Here is a 22,168-nt window from a genome sequence, read left to right as displayed (position 1 = left end):
AAAGAGATGCTTATTCTCCCCTTCTCGCTGCTTGCTGCAACGGATCCCACACACTGTTGAACGGCGGAGAGTAACTTAAGTCCACGTCTTCTAAATCATGAATCGTCATTTTATGAAACAGTGCCATTGCTAGTACGTCTATTCGTTTATCTACGCCCTGCTCACCAATTACTTGTCCGCCTAACAATTGCTTTGTGTCCTTGCGATACAATAATTTCAAGTGAAGTGGTTTCTTACTTGGATAATATCCCGCTATGTTTGTTGAATCTATTTTTACAATTTCATACGGTACTTGTAATTGCTCTGCTTCTTTTTCATTTAAACCCGTTCGTCCTAATGTGATGTCCATAAATTTCATAACCGCTGTTCCGACGATTCCTTTAAACGCTCTTCGTTTATTCACCATGTTTAGTCCGGCAATTCTTCCTTGTTTATTTGCCGTTGTTCCAAGCGGAATATGATCATGTTTTTCTTTTATAATATGGTACTGCGTCGCGCAGTCTCCTGCCGCATAAATATCTTCTATATTCGTTTGCATATAAGCGTTAACTTGGATCGCACCTTTTGGATTTTTGATGATCTCTGTTCCTTCTAGAAAATCAGTGTTCGGTTTCACTCCCACTGATACTAAAACAAGATCTGTTTCATACATTCCTTTATCTGTTTCTACAAACTCAACTTGTTCTTTCCCTTGAAACGATTTCACATTTTCATTTGTCAGAATTTCAATATTATGCTTTTTTGCTTCTTCATGAATATAAGCTGCCATGTCTCCATCAAACACGGTACCGACATAATCATTTCGTTCAATCATACGTACTTTTTTCCCTAGTTCTACAAATGTTTCCGCCATTTCTATACCAATTGCCCCGCCGCCAATAATGGTAACATGTTCAACGTTTTGATTTTGAAGCGTCTCCATAATTCGCTCTGCATCTGGGATCGTTTTTAATAGATGTACGCCTTGCAAGTCGCTACCTTTCCAATTCGGCATAACTGGACGCACTCCCGTTGCAATCAATAAACGATCATATTCGAATTCGAATGGTTCTGATGTTTGTGTATGTATGCCATATACTTTTTTACTAGCTGGATCTACACGTGTCACTTCATGATTCACTTTCGCATCAGTTTGATATTTATTCCGAAACGTATCAACGCTCCTCGCAATTAGCTTTTCAGTAGAAGCAATGACTCCGCTTATCGCATAAGGAAGACCGCACTGCGCATATGAATAGATTTCACCTTTTTCTAAAGTGATTATATTTGCTTCTTGGTCATTGCGGACAATTTGCATGGCTGCACTCATTCCCGCTGCATCTCCGCCTATAATAACGTATTTCATCGTATCACTCCTTCTGTCATTATCTATCGTTTACAATTCCCCTCTTCTGCAATTATCAGTCATTACAGAGCTGTTTATCCCTTTTAATGGTAACTTATACAAATACTCCCCCTCAACCATTCTGCTTGTATCTTCAAAGCCGATGCTTTCATACAGTTGTTTTGCAACGAAATTGTTCGGTTCAAAAGATAGAAAAACTTCATTACAATTCGCATCTTTTCTCATCTCTTCGATTACCTGTAATAATGCCGTTTTCCCATACCCTTTTCCTTGATGTTTATGATCTATCATAAGTCTGCATATTTCAAAAAAATGATATTGTTCACAATATCCATACATTGTAAAGCCAACGATTGTTTCATCGCTGTATATTGCCTTTGTAATCCAACCTTTTTGAATTTTCGACTGGGCTAATGATAATGCATTCGAAGCAACAAACTCTTCACAAACGAAATGTTTATCTTCTTTATTTGTCGTTAAGAATATACACTCTAGCCAATTCTCATTTGTAATATCTCGCAAATTTATACTCATTCCATGCTCACTCTTTCTTTTTTAATCTATGAAGTTATATATTTCTACAAACAAAAACACTTCTCCTATAAGAGAAGCGTTTTTTTACACAATAAGATGCCACACAAAAACCTCTACCACCACAATTAACACAGCACCAAAAATCATCAGTGTCGTCTTCTTCAAGAGCTCATTTTCCCGAAATGGAATGTTACATAAATAAGCACCCAGTGTAATTCGTGATGGACACGCAATTGTCGCAAAAGAAGAACTCGTATTTTGCACTGTTGTCACAAACTGCCACGGAAGCCCTACGTTCTGTGCAGTTTGCATTTGCAGACTCATAAACATCGCATTTGATCCAGCGTTACTTCCCGTTAAAAAGCCACCAATCCCACCGATAAATGGGGCAACGAACACAAACATCATTCCAAAGATATGACCAGCAGATTCCGCTAATAAGGTATGCATTCCTGCTGCACTCATTAGTTCTGAAATCGCAATAAACATTGTCGTCGTAATCGCAAAAGGGATCCATTGTTTCACTGTTTGCAATAATGACTGCTTTATTATAATAGAAGGAATACGGAAGAAAATGATGGTAAATAAACATGTAACCCCAAGCCAAAACCCTGGTGAATACAGTAATTCAAGTTTGTAAGAATAAGATGGCAAGTTCATAATTGCATATGATTGCAGTGCACTATGAAACGACGGAATCAGACGAGAAAGCAAGATGCAGACTGTTAAAAATAAATACGGGCTAATTATTTTTAAAATGGAAACCTCCTGCTGCTTAGCAGCTGCCTGTTCCGAATATACTTCCTTTTGCTGTTTTGCCGTCATTTTAATGACGATAAATCCAAATGTTATCGTTACAATCGCACTTAAAATTCCTGCTAATTCAACACTTACATATGTACTAGATAAATAGATGGAGAGAGAAAATAATAGAAAAAAACCAGTCGCTTCTTTCCATTTTTGCTTTACTGCCGCAAAGCCGCCGACTATATATAATGAAAGAATGATAAAATACGCAAAGATTGGCACACTTAATACAGCCGTACCAGAGCCAAGTTGTTCTAAAGGCATATTGATAAGCCCAGAGCCAATAATCGTTCCGGTTGCCATTGCTCCCCATGAGCTTGCTAATAAGCCGATAAAGGAAAGCAAAACAGCTTGAAACGGCCTGTAACCGAGCGAAAGAAAAATAGGTGCAGCCACCATAAATCCAATTCCAAACCCACTTACCGATTCAATAAGAGGACAAATTCCAAAACACATGAGGAGCATTTGCAGTAAACGGTCATGTGTAACATGTTCCATAAAACGTGCAACTTGATCGATATAGCCCATTTTATTCATAAGGTGAAATAAAAAAATACCAAAAAACAAAACATATCCAACGATAAAACAAATTAAACCACCCTTTATTGTCGCATGGGCAATCTCCCCCATTTGCAAGCGAAACATCGGTGATAGTAAAACAATTCCGCTGCACACGACATAAGAAATTATCGATGCTTTCAGCGATGTTTGTTTGAAGACAAATAAACAAATGAAAATCATTATGATTGGAATAAGAGCTAACATTACTGTCATACTATCATCTCGTTTCTTGTAAGGTGTAATTTTAAAAGATCGTTTATAAAGCCCATTTTCTTTTTTGAAAGGCGAGAGCATCTGGCCGTGCATAGCAGCGATTTACATATTAAAAAATATTATATAACATAAGACAGAATATTCAATTCGTTTTATGTTAGTTTTTTGTTCAATTATTTATCTGATGAATGATCCAAAACGTGCTACACTACAAAAAACACCATTTTTTAGAGGAGTGTTAGCAATGAACCAAGAACAATTTTGGCAACTGATTTCAGATATGAATGGGAAAGACGAAACAAGTGAATGGTTAGTAGCGCAATTAGCTGTAAAATCTGCAGATGAAATCGCAGACTATGAAATGCATCTCCAAACTGCTTTACAGCAATCTTACACTTCCTCTTTATGGGCAGCAGCTTATATTATTTTAGGCGGATGCTCTGATGATTCATTTGATTATTTTAGAGGTTGGCTCATCTCATGTGGAAAAGAAACATTTGAATCTGCTTTGCAAAATCCTGAAAATCTAGCAAACTTAATTCCTGCTTTTTATGAAGAGAAAGAGCTTATTCCAGAATTTGAAGAAATGTTAAGTACTGGATTTGAAGCTTTTAGTTTAAAAGAAACAGGAGATACTGAGTGGGATAATGAGATATGGGAGAAATTCTCATCGTTACTCGATGAAAAAGGTTATGAATCATTTGAACAAGACATCGAATTTGACTGGGAAGAAGATGAGGACGAATTAGCTGAGCGCTTTCCAAAACTGTGGGAACGTTTTGGTGAAAATCCATTAGGTTAATATATGGAGCTGCTTCCAAAGAGATGTAAATATCTTTGGAAGCAGCTCCTTCTTATATGTCCACTCATATATCGGCGCTTTTTAGGATATATCAGCGCTTTTTACAATATATCGGCGCTTCGACACAATATAAAGACGCCTCGACACCGTTCAGCATAATCTGCACCTAAGTGAGTTAGCAAAATCCCTTTATTTCACTGCAGCAATCAGCTCACGAATTTCATCTCGTTTTTCATTCTCTAACAGCTCAATGACTTTACTTCCGACAACTACTCCGTCGCATACTCGGGTCATGTCTTCTATTTGCTCTGCCTTCGATATACCGAATCCCGCAACGACGGGAAGCTGAACATGTGCTTTCACCTTTTCTAAGTAGGTGTGTAATTCCTTTGTAAAGTCGCGGCGTACTCCCGTTACGCCCGCTACTGTAACGGCATAGACAAATCCTTGTGATTGACTTGTAATCTTTTGAATTCGTTCTACTGGGCTCGTTACTGTTACAAGCGGAATAAGGGCAATATTTGCCTCGCAAAGCAGCGGTGCAATAATATCTTGTTCTTCATATGGAAGATCGGGAACGATAATCCCATCAACGCCTGCTTCGATGCAGCGCCCGGTAAAACGTTCTTTTCCAAATGCTAGAATAGGGTTTAAATAGGTCATGAGTACAAATGGAATTTGCACTTCTCTTCTCACTTCCGCAAGTTCTTGAAAAATCCCTTCTAATGTCGTTCCGTTTTCTAACGCTCGTTTTCCTGCTCTTTGAATGGTTGGTCCGTCTGCAACTGGATCAGAAAACGGGATGCCAATTTCAATAATACTCGCCCCGACTTCGGCTAAAAAACGAATTTGCTCTTGTAAATCGCCATCTCCGCCCATTACGTACGGGATGAATGCTTTTTCCCCATTTTGAAACGCTGCATCAATTCTCTCTACTCCCATCATTTACACCTCTTCCATATATCGTTTTATACTTTCAACATCTTTATCACCGCGCCCTGATAAACAAATGACAAGTCCTTCATCGCTTTTCATAGTAGGTGCTAATTTCAGTGCATATGCAACTGCGTGTGAACTTTCTAATGCCGGGATAATCCCTTCTTGTTTCGTTAATAGCTGAAAGGCATGGAGCGCTTCTTCATCTGTAATGGAATGATACGATACACGGCCAATGTCTTTTAATAAGCTATGTTCTGGACCAACTCCCGGGTAATCAAGCCCTGCTGAAATAGAGTGTGCTTCTTGAATTTGTCCTTCTTCATTTTGCAAAATATACATCATCGATCCGTGCAGGACGCCGACCTTTCCTTTCGTTAATGTTGCGGCATGCTTTTCTGTATGAATTCCCTTCCCTGCTGCTTCTACTCCGTAAAGTGCAACCTCTTCATCTTGTACAAATGGATAGAACATTCCCATCGCATTACTGCCGCCACCAATGCAAGCAACAACGGCTTCCGGTAATTTCCCCTCTAACGCTGCATATTGTTTTTTCGTTTCCTTACCGATTATACTTTGGAAATCGCGAACCATTTGCGGGAATGGATGCGGTCCAAGAACAGACCCCATCACATAGTGCGTATCATGTACATGTGCAACCCAGTAACGGAGCGCCTCGTTTACTGCATCTTTTAATGTTCCGCTTCCTGCTGCCACGCTTTCTACTTTTGCGCCGAGCAACTCCATTCGAAAGACATTTAACTTTTGACGACGCACATCCTCTTCTCCCATGAAAATGACGCATTCTAAGCCTAGTAAGGCACATACAGTTGCTGTTGCGACTCCGTGCTGCCCAGCCCCTGTTTCTGCGACAACTTTCTTCTTGCCCATTCGCACCGCAAGAAGTGCTTGACCAATTGTGTTGTTAATTTTGTGAGCTCCTGTATGGTTTAAATCTTCACGCTTTAAATACATTTTTGCTCCGCCGCAATATTTCGTCAGGTTTTCTGCAAAATAAAGCGGTGTTTCTCTGCCGACATACGTTTGTAAATAATGTTGTAATTGCTTTTGAAATGATTCATCTTGCATTGCCTCTTTATACGCTTCCTCTAACTCTAAAACAGACTGCATTAACGTTTCTGGAACATAACGCCCTCCGTATATACCGTAATGACCTTTTTCATTTGGATATACATATTGCATAGTTAACACTCCTTCGCTTTTGTTATAAATTGTTTTATTTTCTCGATATCTTTTTTGCCATTTGTTTCTACACCGCTGCTCACGTCAACCATATACGGCTGAACCATTTCAATCGCTTCTGTAATATTCTCAAGATGTAATCCACCGGCTAATATGCATTTTTTTCCAACTGGATTTGACTGCAATAACTCCCATGAAAATGTTTTTCCATTTCCGCCATGAAACTGTTCTTTCGGACTATCGAATAATATAAAATCAGTTTCATATTCTTTTGCTCGTTCTATATCTTCACATAAGCTTACACCGACCGCCTTTATAGACGGAATATTCAATCTTCTAATGTGATAGTTTTCTTCCTCTCCATGCAGTTGTACGTGCGTTAAACGACAATGCTCTGCAATGTTCTCAATCACTTCAATTGACTCATTTACAAAAACGCCAACTTTCATTACATTCTCCGGGAGTTCCTCTATAATTTGTTTTGCCCCGTCTGGCGTAATTTGCCGCTTACTTTTCGCAAATACAAATCCAATGGCATCGGCCCCGTATTCACAAGCAATTTTTGCAGTTTCTTTGTCGGTAATCCCGCAAATCTTTACTTTCATTTCGTCACCTGCAGCACTTGAAAAAAGTCTTCGACAGACGGCGCTGTCATGAACGCTTCTCCGACAAGAATTCCTTTTGCCCCGGCCCTCTTAACACGAATTATATCCTCTTTCGTATGAATACCACTCTCGCTAATCCAAAGGACGTTTTGTTCATTTAACCGTTTCCCGAGCTGTTCTGTCGTTCTTAAATCCACTTCGAATGTTTTCAAATTTCGATTGTTTACTCCGATAATATCTGGATTTAACTCTAACGCTATTTCGAGCTCCTCTTCATTATGAATCTCGACAATCGCTTCTAGGCCGAGCTCTTTCACATACGCATATAACTCAAATAATTGTTCTTTTGTTAGTGCCGCAACAATTAGTAAAATGAGATTGGCTCCCGCATCATATGCCCGGTCAATTTGGATTCGATCAATCATAAAATCTTTACATAAAAGCGGTACATTCACACGATTTCTTACCGTTTCTAAATCGCGAAAAGAGCCCTTAAAAAATTGACTATCTGTTAAAACAGAGATTGCTCCGGCACCATTTGTTTCATAGAGCTCCGCTTGTTTCGCAACATCAACGTGTAAGTTAATATCCCCTTTAGACGGTGAAGCGCGTTTTATTTCTGCAATAACAGTAAATTGCCCTAGTGCTTCTACGAGAGAATATAATGTACGTTTTTTCTTTACTAGGACACACGTTTCGTAAAGCACTTCTACTTCTTTCTTTTTTTGCTCAATAATTTCGGTTAAAATTGTTTCCATTTAGTTCACCCTCTCTAGCTTTTTGTTACTTTCAGCAATTAATAACTGTAATTTCTCCAGCGCCTTTCCTGAATCAATGCTATGAGCCGCTAAGCGAATGCCCTCTTCAATTGTCCTTGCCTTTCCATTTGCAAACAGCGCAAGCCCTGCATTGAATAACACTGTATCACGGTATACGCTATCTTCTCCGCGCAGCACATGTAATGTAATATTGGCATTTTCCTTTGCATCTCCGCCTCGAATCGATTCGTTTTTCACACATGAAAATCCATACTCTTCTGGAGAAATACTCATTTCAATAATGTTGTTATCTTTTAAAATTGCGACGTGATTCTCTCCTTGCAAAGATGCTTCATCTAAAAATCCGCTACCATTTACAACAATTGCTCTTTTTCTACCAAGCTTTTGGAGTACTTCTGCTACCGGACGTAACATCTCTCGTTTATAAATACCGACGAACTGTGTTTCTAAGTCGATTGGGTTAGTAAGTGGCCCGATTAAGTTAAAAATTGTTGGAACGTTTAATTCTTTTCTTACTTTCATAACAAGGCGCAGTGCTGGATGCATCGCTGGCGCAAATAGAAAAGCAATCCCGACGTTCGCTAGCAAATAATCAATTTGCTTTGCCGAACATGCAATATTTACACCGAGTTCTTCTAATAAATCGGCACTTCCTGTTTTACTAGAAACGGCGCGGTTTCCATGTTTCGCAACCTTTACACCTGCACCGGCGAGTACGAAAGCTGATGTTGTACTCACATTAAATGTTTGCGCTCCGTCTCCTCCTGTTCCGCAATTGTCCATCGCCCCTATAATATGATTCGAAAATGGCAATGCTTTTTCACGAAGAGCGCACACAAGGCCATATATTTCATCTGCCGTTTCACCCTTTGCCTTTAACAATGCTAAAAAGGCTGCAATTTCACTTTCTAAAATATCTTCGCTTAATAAGCTAATACCTGCTTCATACATTTCATGTTCTGTTAAGTCTTGCCTCTCTATTAATTTTCGAAGATGGCCATTCATACTCTCTCCTCCTCTTTGATATTCGATAAAAACGCCTGTATTAATGTATCGCCTTCTTCAGTTGCGATTGATTCCGGATGAAACTGTAATCCGATAAGCGGATAGTAATGATGGCGAATTGCCATAATTTCTCCGTCATCCATCGCTGTCGCTAATACTTCAAAACAACCCGGAAGATTGTGCTGCTTTGCTACGAGCGAATGATAACGCATCGCTGTCATCGGTTGTTTTATATATGAAAATATCGATGTGCCATTATGTTTTACAAGTGATGTTTTCCCATGTTTGATTTTTTCTGCTCGCACAACTTCTCCGCCAAAAGCAGTAACAATCGCTTGATGCCCTAGACAAATTCCGAGAATCGGAACTGTTTTATAAAAATGCCCAATTACATTCACACAAATCCCGGCATCTTCCGGCCTTCCAGGTCCTGGTGAAAGAATAATTGCCTTTGGCTTCATATTTGCTAGTTCCTCAATTGTCACTTCATCGTTACGCACGACAACAATTTGTTCTGTGTGATGGCCTAACAATTGATACAAGTTATATGTGAACGAATCATAGTTATCAATTAAGACAATCATTTCATTACCTCCAAAAGTGCTTTTGCTTTATTTAGTGTTTCTTCATATTCGGCCGCAGGACTCGAATCATAAACAACGCCAGCCCCCGCCTGTACATACGCTTTCTCGTCTTTTACAACCATCGTTCGTATCGCCAGTGCCATATCCATATTCCCAGAAAATGAAATATACCCAACTGCTCCGGCGTACACATTTCGTTTTTCTGTTTCTAATTCGTTTATAATTTCCATTGCTCTAATTTTAGGGGCTCCTGATACAGTGCCTGCAGGTAAGCAATGTGCTAACGCATCAAAACAATTCATCTGTTTTCGCAATATTCCGTAAACTTCAGATACAATATGCATAACATGCGAATACTTCTCGATTTTCATATATTTATCTAATTGAACGGAACCGATCTCACTCACCCGGCCAATATCATTTCTTCCTAAATCAACAAGCATCATATGCTCCGCCCGTTCCTTTTCATTTACAAGTAGTTCTTTCGCTATTTTTTCATCCTCTTCTTTTGTATTTCCGCGCGGCCTTGTTCCGGCGATTGGATTTGTCATCACCTTTTCATCTCGTACAGAAAGTAAGCTTTCCGGTGAAGAACCAAGTACGACGTAATCTTGAAAATCAATATAAAACATATAAGGAGATGGATTTGCTGTGCGAAGACGGCGATATAACGCAAATGGATTTCCTGTAAAATCACTTTGCAACCGCTGTGATAACACAACTTGAAAGATATCTCCTGCCCGAATATATTCCTTTGCCTGCTCAACCATTTTGTAAAACCTTTCTTCTGTTACAGAAGATGTAAATGATAAGGAAGCATCAGGCTCTTCTATCTGTTCCTCTGATTCCTGCAGCAATTTTTGTTTATATGTTTGCAGCTGTTCATAAACCTCTTCATACGAATCTGTATCGCCGCTGCGATAGACATACACAAATGATATCTTTTGCCTTACATGATCGTATACAACGAACATGCGATGCAATAGGACATGCACTTCTGGAATATTTAAAGGATCAGCAAGCATCTCTCCAATATCTTCATATTGCCGAATGACGTCATACCCAATATAGCCAACCGCTCCTCCGCAAAATGGAAACGGGCTCTCAACTTTCCCGAGTGTAAGAAAACTTTCTAACACCTTTAATACATTTCCGTTTACCTTTTCTAGCACACCATTTATCGTAATTTCTACTCTACTACCGGTACTTTTTATTTCTCCATAAGGATCACATCCTAAATAGGAATAACGCCCTTTATCTTGATGAAGCTGCGAGCTTTCAAGTAGAAATGTTTTCTCACCTTTCATCCGGCGATATAGCGCAATCGGTGTCACGCTATCTCCCTCTTCTTCTTGAATCATAAGAAAGGTTTTCCCTTGCTGTTTTTGTATGATAAATTGGTCTTTCGTTATCATCACTGTCACCTCTTTTCCTAAAATAAAAAAGTCCCCTGCATATGGAAATATGCAGAGGACGATAAATATACCGCGGTACCACCTCTTGTTGGATGCAAAGCATCCCGCTTTTTCAGATACAATCTTATATCCTATCCTTGTAACGGCGGAACCCGGGCCTGCCTACTTACAGTTCAGCATACCTCTCGTAAGCCCATTCCGCATATGGCACCGCACCGGGCTCTCACCTATCCCCGGCTCTCTGAAACGTCTCCAATATACGTACTCTTCTTACTCATCGATTTATCCTATTCATTTTTTTCTATACAAAAAGGGAGTACTCATCCTATAAAAAGGACGGGTACTCCCGTGGTGCCACCTTAATTCGTTACAAAAGTAACGCACTTTTCCGTATCGAAATACAATACGTGTCTCTTGTAACGATGAGATCTTTTCGCCAAAGCCTACTTCTTTCGTTTCGGTCTGGAAGCTCCGAAGCCCATTCCATATTACTTTCATACTGATTCGCACCAACCATCAGCTCTCTGACATGTCCATAATATGTACTCTTCTTCATCAACGCTTGCATTTTTAAATTTGAAATCATTATATGCTTTTCTTTTTTTAGAAGTCAATACTTTCAAAAAAAATATTTTTTATGTACATATTGAATATTATATTGACAAAATAACTCATTTTTATGTAAAAATAATAAATACTCTATAAAAATATCTATACATCAACAAAAAACTTTATATTAGTAAAATAATATATCTTCTAAATACGCTTACATTTCTGAAAATTCATATTTAGAGGATAGATTTTTACACATAATCATGTTAGATTATAATATGTAATGCATCAAAAGATACTACTTGGAAAGGGGACTAATATGAACACACAGATTTTAATTTCTATTTCGATCTATATGATCGGGATGTTAGTGATTGGCTATATCGCCTACAAACGAACATCAAATTTAACAGACTATATGCTTGGCGGGCGTACATTAGGCCCCGCAGTAACAGCACTAAGTGCAGGCGCTGCTGATATGAGCGGATGGCTGTTAATGGGGTTACCCGGTGCTATGTTTGCAACAGGTCTAAGCAGCAGTTGGATTGCGATCGGCTTAACACTCGGCGCTTATGCAAACTGGCTATACGTCGCTCCTCGCTTACGTACCTACTCTGAACTTGCAAACAACTCAATTACAATTCCAGAATTTTTAGAACATCGCTTCCATGATAAATCTCATATGCTACGCCTTGTTTCCGGACTTGTTATTATGATTTTCTTTACATTTTATGTAGCTTCGGGATTAGTTTCAGGTGCTGTTCTATTTCGTAATACATTTGGAATGGACTATCATATGGGACTTTTCATCGTCGGTGCCGTTGTCGTAGCTTATACGTTATTTGGCGGTTTCTTGGCGGTAAGTTGGACAGACTTCGTACAAGGAATTATTATGGTCGTTGCACTCGTTTTAGTTCCAATTGTAACGATTATGCATGTAAATGGTCTTGGGCCAGCATTTCATACAATTAAATCTATTGATCCAAACTTATTAAATATCTTTAAAGGTACTTCTGTACTCGGCATCATTTCTTTATTTGCTTGGGGTCTTGGTTATGTTGGACAACCTCATATTATCGTACGATTTATGGCGATTTCATCTGTAAAAGAGTTAAAAAGTGCTCGCCGCATCGGTATGAGCTGGATGATCTTCTCTATTGTCGGTGCAATGTTTACTGGACTAATTGGAATTGCTTATTATGCTGACAAAGGAATGAAATTAGCAGATCCAGAAACGATTTTCCTTGAGCTTGGAAATATTTTATTCCACCCGTTCATTACTGGGTTTTTATTAGCTGCCATTTTAGCGGCAATTATGAGTACAATTTCTTCACAGCTTCTTGTTACATCAAGTGCTGTAACTGAAGATTTATACAGAACATTTTTCCGTCGCTCGGCAACGGACCGCGAACTTGTTTTTGTAGGGCGTATGGCCGTTCTGTTCATTGCTCTAATAGCAAGCAGCCTTGCCTTTAAACAAAATGACACAATTTTAGCGCTTGTTGGTTACGCTTGGGCAGGATTCGGTTCTTCATTTGGACCAGTTATTTTATTAAGCTTATACTGGAAACGAATGACGAAATGGGGCGCTCTTGCTGGGATGATCGCCGGTGCAACAACCGTTATTACGTGGACACAATTTAAGTTTTTAAAAGATATGCTATATGAAATGATTCCTGGTTTTGCTGCGAGCTTACTCGCTATTATTATTGTAAGCCTACTAACAAAGCCATCAAAAAATGTTCAAAAAGAATTTGAAGAATTTGAAAAAGTAGCTTCTTAAATAAAAAAACAATGCCTGCTTCTGTACAATAGAAGCAGGCATTGTTTTTTTATTCATCCATTTTGATTTTTCAACATGCAAATCACCGCTAACAGTGACCGCCTCTCTGCACGGTCAGATGCTCTCCCCCACCTGAAATTTTTATCCCGCTATTCGTGGGCAGTAATACTCCCACCTCAAAATTCAGCGAAAACATTGTCCAGCTCCAGCGGCTAGAATCTCCGGTCGTTTCGCCCCCTCGGACGAGGCAAAAAGCGCCTCTCTGTCAGGGGCGTGGGCGTCCTGCGATTCTGAGCGAGCCGCTTCCGCTTTTCTTAAGAAGTTAGGCGGGAGATAAACTGCCCGTAAAAGCCCGATTGGTGAGGGCTGATAATCAGTGGGGGATGAAGAAAACCCCCACTGATTAAAGTTTCACTTTATGTCATTTTTTCAATTTGTATTTACATATTATTGTACTGAATTTTCTGTAAATTAACAAATTCTTTATATTACCTTAAATTATTTCTAACATTCTTTGTATATAGTATAACTAAGAACATTAATAAGAAGGAGGACACCTTATATGCAATCACCATTTCACTCACAAAAACACCCTATATCTTCTTCATGTGCTGCACTACAAACAGATCTGCCTCATATTTCTATTCTCCCTTCTCCTGTGCCGGTCATCGGTATACAACTGCAGAAAGCTAAGTTAAAACTAAAAAATGGGCAACGTGCCGAGCTTACAGCAGCTGTCCTTCCTTCACAAGCAAGTAACCAAGAGGTCATTTGGACGTGCACAAACCCCCATATTGCAGAGATTCATACCGAACATCAGAAAGCAACTGTAATAGGAAAACAGTCTGGACGAGCCGTTATTATTGTCACAACTGTAGAAGGTAAATTTCGCGATCTATGTATAGTTTACGTTCAGCCCTATATAATAAAGCCTAAATAAAATACAAACTAGCCATCGGCTCCTCACTGATGGCTAGTTGCCTAAACACTTCTTCCTTACGTCTCTTGCGGATATCCCATACCTTCTACCGATTCTTTATATGGGCGCTTTTGTTGCTGTAATAAAAAGATACATACGCCGCATAATACAAGAACACTTCCGACCACTTGCGTAGAATTTAATTTTTCACCGAGTAAAAAGAAAGCAAGGATCATCGCACCAACAGGCTCACCTAAAATACTCATAGAAATGGTTGTTGCATTTACATAATTCAATAACCAGTTATTAATCATTTGAGATATAGTCGGTACAGTTGCAAGTAAGAAAAATACAGTCCAGTCCCATGATGAATATCCTGTAAGTGGAATTTGCAACATCATGTTATATATACTTAAAAATATAGCTGCAAATGTAAAGACAGTAAAACTATAAATCCAATGTGATACTTTTTTCACTGTCGTTTGCCCTATAAATAAATAGCCAACCACTGCAATTACACTAAAGAATGATAGTATATCCCCTAAGACGGCCTCTTCGCTTAGTCCTAAATCTCCCCATCCAATACATCCTACACCAATAATAGCAATTCCCATTGTTGCTAGTGAAATGAGTGTTGTTCTTTCTTTAAATAAGAAAAATCCTCCGATAAGAGATACGAGTGGCTGCAATGCCAAAATAATCGTTGAACTTGCAACTGTTGTATATTTTAACGATGCAAACCATAGAAGGAAATGCAGCGCTAAAAAGAAACCGGATCCACTTAAAAATACCCAGTCTTTCTTCTTAATTCTCGTAAATTCCTCTCTTTTCTTCCATACAATAGGAAGCATAATTATGACAATCATCCATAAACGATACATACTTAAAATAGAAGATGGTGCTGTAGACATTTTTACAAAGATAGCCGCAAATGAAATCGTAATAATCGAAATCGCTAACGGCAGTGCTATTGATTTTTGCTGCTTCATATGCTGTCTCCTTATCTGTATAAATACATTTTGATTTTCAAACATATTTGTCTAGCTCTGCCTCCTAGGCCCTCATGTCTAAGAACCTTAGCCAACAGGCCTGAACAGTCGACTCCGCTTTTCTTTATAGGTGCGAAAACTTGACCCGATTCCGCCTTCTCCCTTTGCTTTAAATCTAGTACGTGGCAGGAAAAAGACCCGACCGCTTCTATGCATAGTCAGGTGCACTCGCTCCTCGAAAAAGAAAAGGTTTTTTATGTCGTTTTTTCAATCTTTATTTATATTAAGTAAAATTCTCATTTCATTATAGTCGTTTCTTCCAATACTGAATACTAATTTTTTAGATTCTTCTTATTCTTATGCTAAAATAAAGTTGTAGTAACTTTTTACTTAGGGGAGATTACACGATGACACAAACAATAGGGAAAATTGAAGAACTAACATTTTACAGCAAATCACTGCAAGAAGAACTTACGCTTCTCGTCTATTTACCAGCCAATTTCACGCCGCTTCATAAGCACACAATTGTTATTGCGCAAGATGGGAGAGATTATTTTCAACTTGGTAAAGCACATCGCGTTATAGAGTCCCTTCGCGAAACAGAGGAAATTGATCGAACAATTATTGTTGGTATTCCATATAAGGATGTACACAATCGAAAAGAAAAATATCATCCAAATGGATCACAAAATGACATGTACATTCGCTTTTTAGCTCATGAACTCGTTCCATATTTAGATGAACAGTACCCAACATATCAAATGGGGAAAGGCCGCGTTTTAATCGGAGATTCTTTAGGCGGTACAGTTTCATTTATGACAGCACTTATGTATCCGCATACATTCGGAAAAGTAATTATGCAGTCGCCATTTGTAAATGAATCTGTACTAGAGCGCGCTAAAGCCTTTACGCAGCCGCACATGCTAGATTTATATCACATCATCGGTACAGAAGAAACAGCCGTAAAAACGACAGATGGTAATATTTCTGATTTTGTAGCGCCAAACCGTGAACTTCATTCTCTTCTTACTGATAGAGGATTTACAACTTATTACGAAGAGTTTGATGGGAATCATACATGGAAATATTGGCAAAAAAACTTGCCACATGCATTTTCTCAAATGCTAGCGCTGAAATAATATACAGTGTCATTCAGAATTATCTGATATAATAAAATGGAGTTTTGTTTTCATACAAGCATTTTACGTTCAGACAAGGGGAGGAATTTAGAGATGAAACTAGGTATTGTAATTTTTCCATCAAAAATGATTCAAGATAAAGCAAACGGTCTGCGTAAGCGTTATGATCCACATTATGCATTAGTTCCACCACACATTACATTAAAAACACCTTTCGAAGTAGCTGATGAAAAATTAGAAACGATTGTGCAAGAGCTTCATACAATTGCAAAGAAAACAAACCCTTTTACATTACATGTCGGAAAAGTGAGCTCTTTTGCACCTGTAAATAATGTTATTTATTTTAAAGTTGAAAAAACACCAGAATTAACATTCCTAAACGAAGAAATGCATAGTGGTATGTTCACACAAGATCGCGAATATGCTTTTGTGCCGCACCTTACAATTGGACAACATTTATCAGACGCTGAGCATGCGGATGTTTTAGGTCGCTTAAAGATGAAGGATTTCTATTATGAGCAACCAATCGATCGTTTCCATTTACTATATCAATTAGAAAATGATACATGGTCAGTACACGAAACATTCCATTTAGGAAAGGAGCAACAATAATTTGCAAGTTCAAGTCGTCCAAAACGAAAAGCAACTTGAGGATGCCTTTTCCGTTCGTAAACAAGTATTTGTAGATGAACAAAAGGTTTCAGCTGAAGAAGAATATGACGAATATGATCACACTGCAAAACACGTTGTTTTATACGATCAAGATGTTCCAGTTGGCGCTGGGCGCTTTCGCATCGTCGATGGTATCGGGAAAATGGAACGCATCTGTGTCCTATCATCTCACCGCCAAAAAGGGGCCGGCAAGATCATCATGGACGCATTAGAATCCCTTGCAAAAGAAGAATCACTTCCAAAACTGAAACTTCATGCGCAAACACACGCCGAGCCGTTTTACCATAAACTTGGCTACAAAACAACTTCTGACGTATTCATGGAAGCTGACATCCCACATGTTGTAATGATAAAACAACTATAAAAAGAAGCGCTTGCCTAGCGCTTCTTTTTATAATTTCTACAATCAACTTTCGTTCCGCTTTTTCAACATATAAATCAAGGCTATCCCAAACTAAAAGTTACCTACTCTTGCTTTCTCTCTCTCTGTTTTAACGCCGCACGGGGCAGAAATAAGCACTGACCGCTACCACGCACAGCCAGTCCCTCTCACTCCTCTAACAAGAAAAGAGCTTTTGTTTCGTTTTTTCAACATATAAATTGCGGCCACGCAAAACAAAAAGTGACCTACACTCGCTTTCTCCCCTTGTTTTAACACCGCACGGGGCAGAAATAAGCACTGACCGCTTCTACGCATGGCCAGTTCCTCTCGCCCATCTAAAAAAAGAGGTTTTTAGTAGGGGGCTCAATTTGTATTCACCCCTAACCACATTACTATCTCACTTTTTTACATTGCCATTTCCTCTATCTTCCGATAAAGTTATAAGTTGATGCTACTTATTGAAGGTGAAATTATGACTAAGGAAAATTTTTCGCAAAAATCATTAACCCATTCGAATATACCTCGCGCAATTTATCATATTCCGAAAACATCTACGGACTTAATTCATCAAAACGATGCGGATGTTACTTATTTTCGCGCTCTTGAAAAACAAGGAATATATTTAAATGAAAAGCAATTAGAAGCTGTTCGTCAGACTGAAGGGCCCGTTCTTACATTGGCTGGTGCCGGCAGCGGAAAAACATCTGTCTTAACTACGCGCGTTGGCTATTTAGTCAATGTAAAAGGTGTTTACCCGCGCAACATATTGCTGCTTACCTTTACACAAAAAGCAGCGGAAGAAATTCGAAACCGCGTAGCAACATTACCTGGTATGACACCCGCAGCGAGCCAATATCTAGTTGCTGGAACATTCCATTCTGTGTTCTTAAAGTTACTTCGCAGCCAAGGATACAACCAACAAATTTTAGCAAATGAAAAACATAAACAAATTATTATAAAGAAAATTTTAAAAGAACTTCGTTTAAAAGATGACTATGACGCGGAAAGTATGCTAGCAATGATTTCACTTGAAAAAAATAAATTAAATAGACCGAAAGATGTACAAGCTAAAACACCTGTGGAACGTGAATTTCAAGAAGTGTATCACCGCTATGAAGACGTAAAAAAAAGTCATAGCTATTTAGACTTTGATGATATTTTACTTGAAACATTCTATTTGCTAGAAAATAATGCCGCTTTATTAACGCAGCTGCAAGGTCGCTTTCAATATATTGAAGTCGATGAATTTCAAGATACATCATACGCTCAGTATGAAATTGTAAAATTATTAGCAGCGCCGCAAAACAACTTATTTATCGCAGGTGACGATGATCAAGCGATATACGGCTGGCGCGGAGCTAGTCATCAAATTATCCTTTCTTTCCCAAAAGAATTTGATGATACAACCATTATTACTTTAAATACGAACTATCGCTCGAATCCATACATCGTTGGCCTTGGTAATGAAGTCATTAAGCTAAATCAAGAACGCTTTAACAAAGAACTGTACTCCGTTCGCGAAGAAGGCATACAGCCGTTTTATTCAAGACCAGCAACAACATTGGATGAAGCGAATCAAATATTGCAACTGATTCAGGATAAAGTAGCAAGCGGCCAGCGACGCTATACAGACTTTTGCTTATTATACCGGACACATTCTGTAAGCCGGTCCTTACTCGATCAGCTTACGATTCATAAAATACCGTTCGTCAAATATGGAGCAAGCCAATCATTTTATGAGCACTCCCTTATTAAGCCGGTATTAGATCAACTACGGTTGGCCTTTGAACCATTTCGTTTAGAATCACTCGCAAGTATTTTACCAACGATGTATATTGGACGCGATGAATGTATATCATTTATTGAACGAGAGCAATGGAAATACGGTGAAGGACGTTTCCCTTCCCTTTTACATTTTCTTTTACTCAATCCGAGTTTAAAATCGTTCCAAGTAAAGAAAATTAATGACCGTATTGATTTTCTGAAATTTATTAAAGAACTGGAACCGAAAAAAGCATTAAAAGAAATCATTAAAGGAAAAGGACAATACTTAGAATATCTGCAAAGCAATGACCGCTCTTCTTTCACAATGCAAAAAGAAATACAAGAAGAAATGCTTGAAGAGCTCATTGAATCCGCAAATCGCTTTTCCGACATTCCAGCGTATTTAGAATTTGTAAACGCAGCAATACAAAATCAAAAAGAAATGGAAGCATTAAAAACAAGAGTCCAGCAAGATGCTGTCTCGCTTATGTCAATTCATAACGCCAAAGGTCTTGAATTCCCATGCGTCTTCTTACTCGGTGCAAGCGATGGAATATTACCGCATTCCTCATCATTAAAAGATGCAAACGACCGTGTCACTGATACCTCCGAGGCATTAGAAGAAGAACGACGCTTAGCATACGTGGCAATTACACGAGCAAAAGAAGAATTATACATTTCTTCTCCGCAGTTTTTTAGAGGAAAAAAACTTGATGTTTCGAGATTTTTATTTTTGACGAGGAATGACCTACAAAAAACAAAATAACATATGACGTAAATATTTCTGAAATAAAACAAAAAATACCCTGTTTTTTCTTACCCAAAGGATAAAACAGGGTATTTTTTGTTCAAAAGCAGACTCATTAATTACATGTTTCATTATTTATTAATACCTATTTTTCTTTCCACCACAGTTACAACCTTTTTTCTTCACATATCCTTGCTGTTCTAGTTGCTGCCCTTGTTGTTGCTCTTGTTGCTGCTCTTCCTGTTGCCCTTGTTGCTGTTTCTGCATTTGATACCAATATTGAAGATTATTATATGGATTTGGTTGCTGATACTTCGCCATGGCAAACATCTCCTCTATTTTTTAACACTCTCTTTACTATATGAACAACCCTTCTGTTTCGTTCCTTCATTTCTCACTCATTCAGCCATCGAATTACAATCGTTTCAATTATCGCCGCAGCCCCAGCAACTGCTAATAATACAATAATAGGCTCTGCTACTTTCGGAATCCATTCATAACATATAAGTAATAGAGCGCTCACCCATACCCCTGTACACCAATAGCAACTTAACAATTCCCCAAAAAATTTACGTAAACCTGCTTCTTTTATTTTCATATACGTTGAAACCGAACCATCCTCTTCTGTAATCTGTATTTCTTCAATAAAAGGCGCACGTATAAAAGATGTAATCTTATCAAAGACCAAAAGGCGTGTTAACCGAAATACTGCACATGAAAAAATAAAAAACATAAGCCAACTCTCAAAAAACAAGTTCCTCATCTCCTTTTCTTTCCGGCTAAATACAGGCTTATCCTTTGAAAAAAACAACTTGAGAGCAGTAACCGATTTACCTCGCATTCAATATTCTATTAGTGTAATCAAAACTTATGATAAGGAGTGAAAAGAATGGGTAACAATGATGATAAAAAGGTTATGCGCATGAATTGCGTATGTGATGTTGTAAACTTCATCAATGAATTACAAGATTGCGCAACAAGCACATGCCCGACAGGTTGCGATGTTCCATTCCTTGGTGCACATCAAGGCTCTAGACTCGCTAATACACGCCCATTTATCTTATTTACTAGTGAAGGAGATCCATTCAAAGTATTTATTCCTTCCACTAATACTACAGATTGTACTACGTTGATCCTTCGCGTAGAAAGTGTAGACGATTGCTGTGCAGTATTACGTGGATTAGAAGTACAAAACGTACCACATGATCAAAATCCAGTTTGTTACTTCTTAAATACCCCTACTGCTACACTACAAGCAACAAATTCTGTTGTAACTGTTGATCTAAATTGTTTCTGTGCAATCCAATGCTTACGTGATGTACACGTTGCAGGCGTATAATGTGTAAACCAAAAAACTATTGAGGTGGTAGGATTCCTACCACCTTTTCCACATCATAGTCCCATCATGCGAATCGATACTACCTCTTCTATGTTTAGAGGAAAATTCCCAATATGGCTTGGTATCAACATTTGCAGCACTCCATTTTCATAAGAAGTAATAACCCCTACATAAGAAGCTTTTTCTGTTTTCACAATACATTTTACATTTGGTATATAATGAGGTTGATTTAACAAAAAATAAATTTTTTCCTCGTTATTCATATCTTTAAACGATTTATTTTGCCATGCACTACTTGAAGATTCTACAAATGATTCCTTACCTTGCTCTAGACGCTCTTCTTCCGTTGGATCCATTTGCACATTATGTTGATCAGCCACATGCATTTCTTCTACAGCCCCTTGAGTTTGTTTTCCCTTTTCCACATCTTCTGTCTCACTTTCCGTTACTTCAGCAGTTCGTTCTATTTGTTTCACAATCACACTTTGCTGCATATGGCGCTGGAGTTTATATAAATCTAAATGATGAATATATAATAACGGTTGATTTTCTCCTTTTTTTATTTGTTTCTTCACCATCTCCATCCCCCTTTTTACTAAAACATACGTTATTACAGTTATATTCATACAGAACGGAGAAGTTTCGTTAAAAATCACTTCTTTCTCTATGTATATAAGGCATTTTCCCTATTCCCTTAAAACTAGGAGTTGGTCTATAACCATTTTTCACTTCTCTTCATTAAATAGATTTATAGTGTACGAAGCAATAAAACTATGTTTCCTTGTATTATTTTCTATCTGTGTTTTAGCTCTTGCATATGACAGGGGAAGATTCCTTTTCTCTATCAAGAAATATCCCATTTAGAGAGATAACCCAGTACCAATCTCTTTTATAATTCATAAAATGTATGGAATTGACTATTTTATTAAACAAATAAGGAGGATTCAATTTGGGTAATTCGAATAATAACAGGTGTATACCGATTCAATGTGCATTTCCTATACCAGAACCTGGACCGACCGGGCCGACTGGACCAACTGGACCGACTGGACCGACTGGACCGACCGGACCGACCGGACCGACTGGACCGAC

22 protein-coding genes and 2 other annotated features are annotated in these 22,168 nt (G+C 38.4%); of the genes, 8 read left to right on the top strand and 14 right to left on the bottom strand.

What is annotated here, in order from left to right; genetic code table 11:
• Positions 1-10 precede the first annotated feature (10 nt).
• The 3 genes from BM211_RS05770 to BM211_RS05760 form a co-directional block, all read right to left on the bottom strand.
• On the bottom strand, positions 11-1,345 hold the full coding sequence (locus BM211_RS05770) for an FAD-dependent oxidoreductase (protein WP_090995675.1): 1,335 nt from the start codon (positions 1,343-1,345) through the stop codon (positions 11-13).
• A 30-nt stretch (positions 1,346-1,375) separates the two neighbouring features.
• Positions 1,376-1,879 (bottom strand): GNAT family N-acetyltransferase, encoded by a 504-nt coding sequence (locus BM211_RS05765; RefSeq protein WP_090995671.1) that lies wholly within the window; start codon positions 1,877-1,879, stop codon positions 1,376-1,378.
• Positions 1,880-1,963: 84 nt separating this feature from the next.
• Positions 1,964-3,460, bottom strand: a complete 1,497-nt coding sequence (locus BM211_RS05760) for an L-lactate permease (protein WP_035434301.1) — start codon at positions 3,458-3,460, stop codon at positions 1,964-1,966.
• A 244-nt stretch (positions 3,461-3,704) separates the two neighbouring features.
• Between BM211_RS05760 and BM211_RS05755 the strand changes: the two genes are divergently transcribed.
• Positions 3,705-4,262 carry a DUF4240 domain-containing protein gene (locus BM211_RS05755; protein ID WP_090995668.1) on the top strand — a complete coding sequence of 186 codons (558 nt, stop codon included), beginning with the start codon at positions 3,705-3,707 and terminating at the stop codon, positions 4,260-4,262.
• 189 nt (positions 4,263-4,451) lie between these two features.
• On the opposite strand, the gene trpA is transcribed toward BM211_RS05755, so the two are convergent.
• The 7 genes from trpA to trpE are packed head-to-tail and all read right to left on the bottom strand — an operon-like array spanning position 4,452 to position 10,789.
• The gene (gene trpA / locus BM211_RS05750; protein ID WP_090995666.1) at positions 4,452-5,204 is read right to left on the bottom strand and encodes a tryptophan synthase subunit alpha; all 753 of its coding nucleotides are present in this window, start codon (positions 5,202-5,204) and stop codon (positions 4,452-4,454) included.
• Positions 5,205-5,207: 3 nt separating this feature from the next.
• On the bottom strand, positions 5,208-6,401 hold the full coding sequence (gene trpB, locus BM211_RS05745) for a tryptophan synthase subunit beta (protein WP_035434305.1): 1,194 nt from the start codon (positions 6,399-6,401) through the stop codon (positions 5,208-5,210).
• A gap of 2 nt (positions 6,402-6,403) precedes the next feature.
• Positions 6,404-7,006: a phosphoribosylanthranilate isomerase gene (locus tag BM211_RS05740; RefSeq protein WP_090995663.1), complete on the bottom strand. Its 603-nt coding sequence runs from the start codon at positions 7,004-7,006 to the stop codon at positions 6,404-6,406.
• Positions 7,003-7,764 carry an indole-3-glycerol phosphate synthase TrpC gene (gene trpC, locus BM211_RS05735; RefSeq protein WP_090995657.1) on the bottom strand — a complete coding sequence of 254 codons (762 nt, stop codon included), beginning with the start codon at positions 7,762-7,764 and terminating at the stop codon, positions 7,003-7,005. The genes BM211_RS05740 and trpC overlap by 4 nt, the downstream gene beginning before the upstream one ends.
• Positions 7,765-8,790: an anthranilate phosphoribosyltransferase gene (trpD, locus tag BM211_RS05730; RefSeq protein WP_090995655.1), complete on the bottom strand. Its 1,026-nt coding sequence runs from the start codon at positions 8,788-8,790 to the stop codon at positions 7,765-7,767.
• Positions 8,787-9,374: an anthranilate synthase component II gene (locus BM211_RS05725; protein WP_090995651.1), complete on the bottom strand. Its 588-nt coding sequence runs from the start codon at positions 9,372-9,374 to the stop codon at positions 8,787-8,789. The genes trpD and BM211_RS05725 overlap by 4 nt, the downstream gene beginning before the upstream one ends.
• Positions 9,371-10,789 (bottom strand): anthranilate synthase component I, encoded by a 1,419-nt coding sequence (gene trpE, locus BM211_RS05720; protein WP_090995648.1) that lies wholly within the window; start codon positions 10,787-10,789, stop codon positions 9,371-9,373. Before trpE ends, BM211_RS05725 begins: the two co-directional genes overlap by 4 nt.
• A gap of 51 nt (positions 10,790-10,840) precedes the next feature.
• Positions 10,841-11,076 (bottom strand) — a binding site (T-box leader).
• A 42-nt stretch (positions 11,077-11,118) separates the two neighbouring features.
• Positions 11,119-11,357 (bottom strand) — a binding site (T-box leader).
• A gap of 303 nt (positions 11,358-11,660) precedes the next feature.
• Between trpE and putP the strand changes: the two genes are divergently transcribed.
• Together putP and BM211_RS05705 are read left to right on the top strand one after the other, a co-directional pair.
• Complete coding sequence (gene putP / locus BM211_RS05710; RefSeq protein ID WP_090995645.1) at positions 11,661-13,124, top strand: sodium/proline symporter PutP; 1,464 nt, start codon at positions 11,661-11,663, stop codon at positions 13,122-13,124.
• A gap of 562 nt (positions 13,125-13,686) precedes the next feature.
• A complete protein-coding gene (locus tag BM211_RS05705; RefSeq protein ID WP_090995643.1) occupies positions 13,687-14,064 on the top strand; it encodes an Ig-like domain-containing protein in 378 nt (125 codons plus the stop codon).
• Between the two features lie 56 nt (positions 14,065-14,120).
• Here BM211_RS05705 and BM211_RS05700 read toward each other — a convergent pair whose 3' ends face one another.
• On the bottom strand, positions 14,121-15,032 hold the full coding sequence (locus BM211_RS05700; protein ID WP_035437112.1) for a DMT family transporter: 912 nt from the start codon (positions 15,030-15,032) through the stop codon (positions 14,121-14,123).
• A 407-nt stretch (positions 15,033-15,439) separates the two neighbouring features.
• On the opposite strand from BM211_RS05700, the gene BM211_RS05695 reads away from it, so the two are divergent.
• From BM211_RS05695 to BM211_RS05680, 4 genes are all read left to right on the top strand, one after another.
• On the top strand, positions 15,440-16,171 hold the full coding sequence (locus BM211_RS05695) for an alpha/beta hydrolase (RefSeq protein WP_035437114.1): 732 nt from the start codon (positions 15,440-15,442) through the stop codon (positions 16,169-16,171).
• A 93-nt stretch (positions 16,172-16,264) separates the two neighbouring features.
• A complete protein-coding gene (locus BM211_RS05690; protein WP_035437116.1) occupies positions 16,265-16,783 on the top strand; it encodes a YjcG family protein in 519 nt (172 codons plus the stop codon).
• Position 16,784: 1 nt separating this feature from the next.
• Entirely contained in the window at positions 16,785-17,207 is a 423-nt protein-coding gene (locus BM211_RS05685; RefSeq protein ID WP_090995640.1) for a GNAT family N-acetyltransferase, read from the top strand.
• A 490-nt stretch (positions 17,208-17,697) separates the two neighbouring features.
• Positions 17,698-19,755 carry an ATP-dependent helicase gene (locus BM211_RS05680; protein ID WP_035437121.1) on the top strand — a complete coding sequence of 686 codons (2,058 nt, stop codon included), beginning with the start codon at positions 17,698-17,700 and terminating at the stop codon, positions 19,753-19,755.
• Between the two features lie 120 nt (positions 19,756-19,875).
• On the opposite strand, the gene BM211_RS05675 is transcribed toward BM211_RS05680, so the two are convergent.
• On the bottom strand, positions 19,876-20,058 hold the full coding sequence (locus BM211_RS05675; protein ID WP_177206885.1) for a hypothetical protein: 183 nt from the start codon (positions 20,056-20,058) through the stop codon (positions 19,876-19,878).
• A gap of 73 nt (positions 20,059-20,131) precedes the next feature.
• Positions 20,132-20,491: a DUF1360 domain-containing protein gene (locus BM211_RS05670; protein WP_035437125.1), complete on the bottom strand. Its 360-nt coding sequence runs from the start codon at positions 20,489-20,491 to the stop codon at positions 20,132-20,134.
• 135 nt (positions 20,492-20,626) lie between these two features.
• Between BM211_RS05670 and BM211_RS05665 the strand changes: the two genes are divergently transcribed.
• Positions 20,627-21,076 (top strand): CotY/CotZ family spore coat protein, encoded by a 450-nt coding sequence (locus BM211_RS05665; RefSeq protein WP_035437127.1) that lies wholly within the window; start codon positions 20,627-20,629, stop codon positions 21,074-21,076.
• A gap of 53 nt (positions 21,077-21,129) precedes the next feature.
• Here the strand turns inward: BM211_RS05665 and BM211_RS05660 are convergent, their stop codons facing one another.
• A complete protein-coding gene (locus BM211_RS05660) occupies positions 21,130-21,654 on the bottom strand; it encodes a CotO family spore coat protein (protein WP_035437130.1) in 525 nt (174 codons plus the stop codon).
• Positions 21,655-22,168: the final 514 nt, after the last annotated feature.

Origin of the sequence: Bacillus sp. 491mf, from assembly GCF_900112415.1 — a bacterium.
In the GTDB taxonomy this organism is placed as follows: domain Bacteria; phylum Bacillota; class Bacilli; order Bacillales; family Bacillaceae_G; genus Bacillus_A.
This window is presented reverse-complemented; position numbering and strand designations above follow the sequence as displayed.

Coding starts and splice junctions, on each gene's coding strand:
- BM211_RS05770 (WP_090995675.1), bottom strand. CDS start 1,345: ATGAAATACGTTATTATAGGCGGAGATGCAGCGGGAATGAGTGCAGCC.
- BM211_RS05765 (WP_090995671.1), bottom strand. CDS start 1,879: ATGAGTATAAATTTGCGAGATATTACAAATGAGAATTGGCTAGAGTGT.
- BM211_RS05760 (WP_035434301.1), bottom strand. CDS start 3,460: ATGACAGTAATGTTAGCTCTTATTCCAATCATAATGATTTTCATTTGT.
- BM211_RS05755 (WP_090995668.1), top strand. CDS start 3,705: ATGAACCAAGAACAATTTTGGCAACTGATTTCAGATATGAATGGGAAA.
- trpA (WP_090995666.1), bottom strand. CDS start 5,204: ATGGGAGTAGAGAGAATTGATGCAGCGTTTCAAAATGGGGAAAAAGCA.
- trpB (WP_035434305.1), bottom strand. CDS start 6,401: ATGCAATATGTATATCCAAATGAAAAAGGTCATTACGGTATATACGGA.
- BM211_RS05740 (WP_090995663.1), bottom strand. CDS start 7,006: ATGAAAGTAAAGATTTGCGGGATTACCGACAAAGAAACTGCAAAAATT.
- trpC (WP_090995657.1), bottom strand. CDS start 7,764: ATGGAAACAATTTTAACCGAAATTATTGAGCAAAAAAAGAAAGAAGTA.
- trpD (WP_090995655.1), bottom strand. CDS start 8,790: ATGAATGGCCATCTTCGAAAATTAATAGAGAGGCAAGACTTAACAGAA.
- BM211_RS05725 (WP_090995651.1), bottom strand. CDS start 9,374: ATGATTGTCTTAATTGATAACTATGATTCGTTCACATATAACTTGTAT.
- trpE (WP_090995648.1), bottom strand. CDS start 10,789: ATGATAACGAAAGACCAATTTATCATACAAAAACAGCAAGGGAAAACC.
- putP (WP_090995645.1), top strand. CDS start 11,661: ATGAACACACAGATTTTAATTTCTATTTCGATCTATATGATCGGGATG.
- BM211_RS05705 (WP_090995643.1), top strand. CDS start 13,687: ATGCAATCACCATTTCACTCACAAAAACACCCTATATCTTCTTCATGT.
- BM211_RS05700 (WP_035437112.1), bottom strand. CDS start 15,032: ATGAAGCAGCAAAAATCAATAGCACTGCCGTTAGCGATTTCGATTATT.
- BM211_RS05695 (WP_035437114.1), top strand. CDS start 15,440: ATGACACAAACAATAGGGAAAATTGAAGAACTAACATTTTACAGCAAA.
- BM211_RS05690 (WP_035437116.1), top strand. CDS start 16,265: ATGAAACTAGGTATTGTAATTTTTCCATCAAAAATGATTCAAGATAAA.
- BM211_RS05680 (WP_035437121.1), top strand. CDS start 17,698: ATGACTAAGGAAAATTTTTCGCAAAAATCATTAACCCATTCGAATATA.
- BM211_RS05675 (WP_177206885.1), bottom strand. CDS start 20,058: ATGGCGAAGTATCAGCAACCAAATCCATATAATAATCTTCAATATTGG.
- BM211_RS05665 (WP_035437127.1), top strand. CDS start 20,627: ATGGGTAACAATGATGATAAAAAGGTTATGCGCATGAATTGCGTATGT.
- BM211_RS05660 (WP_035437130.1), bottom strand. CDS start 21,654: ATGGTGAAGAAACAAATAAAAAAAGGAGAAAATCAACCGTTATTATAT.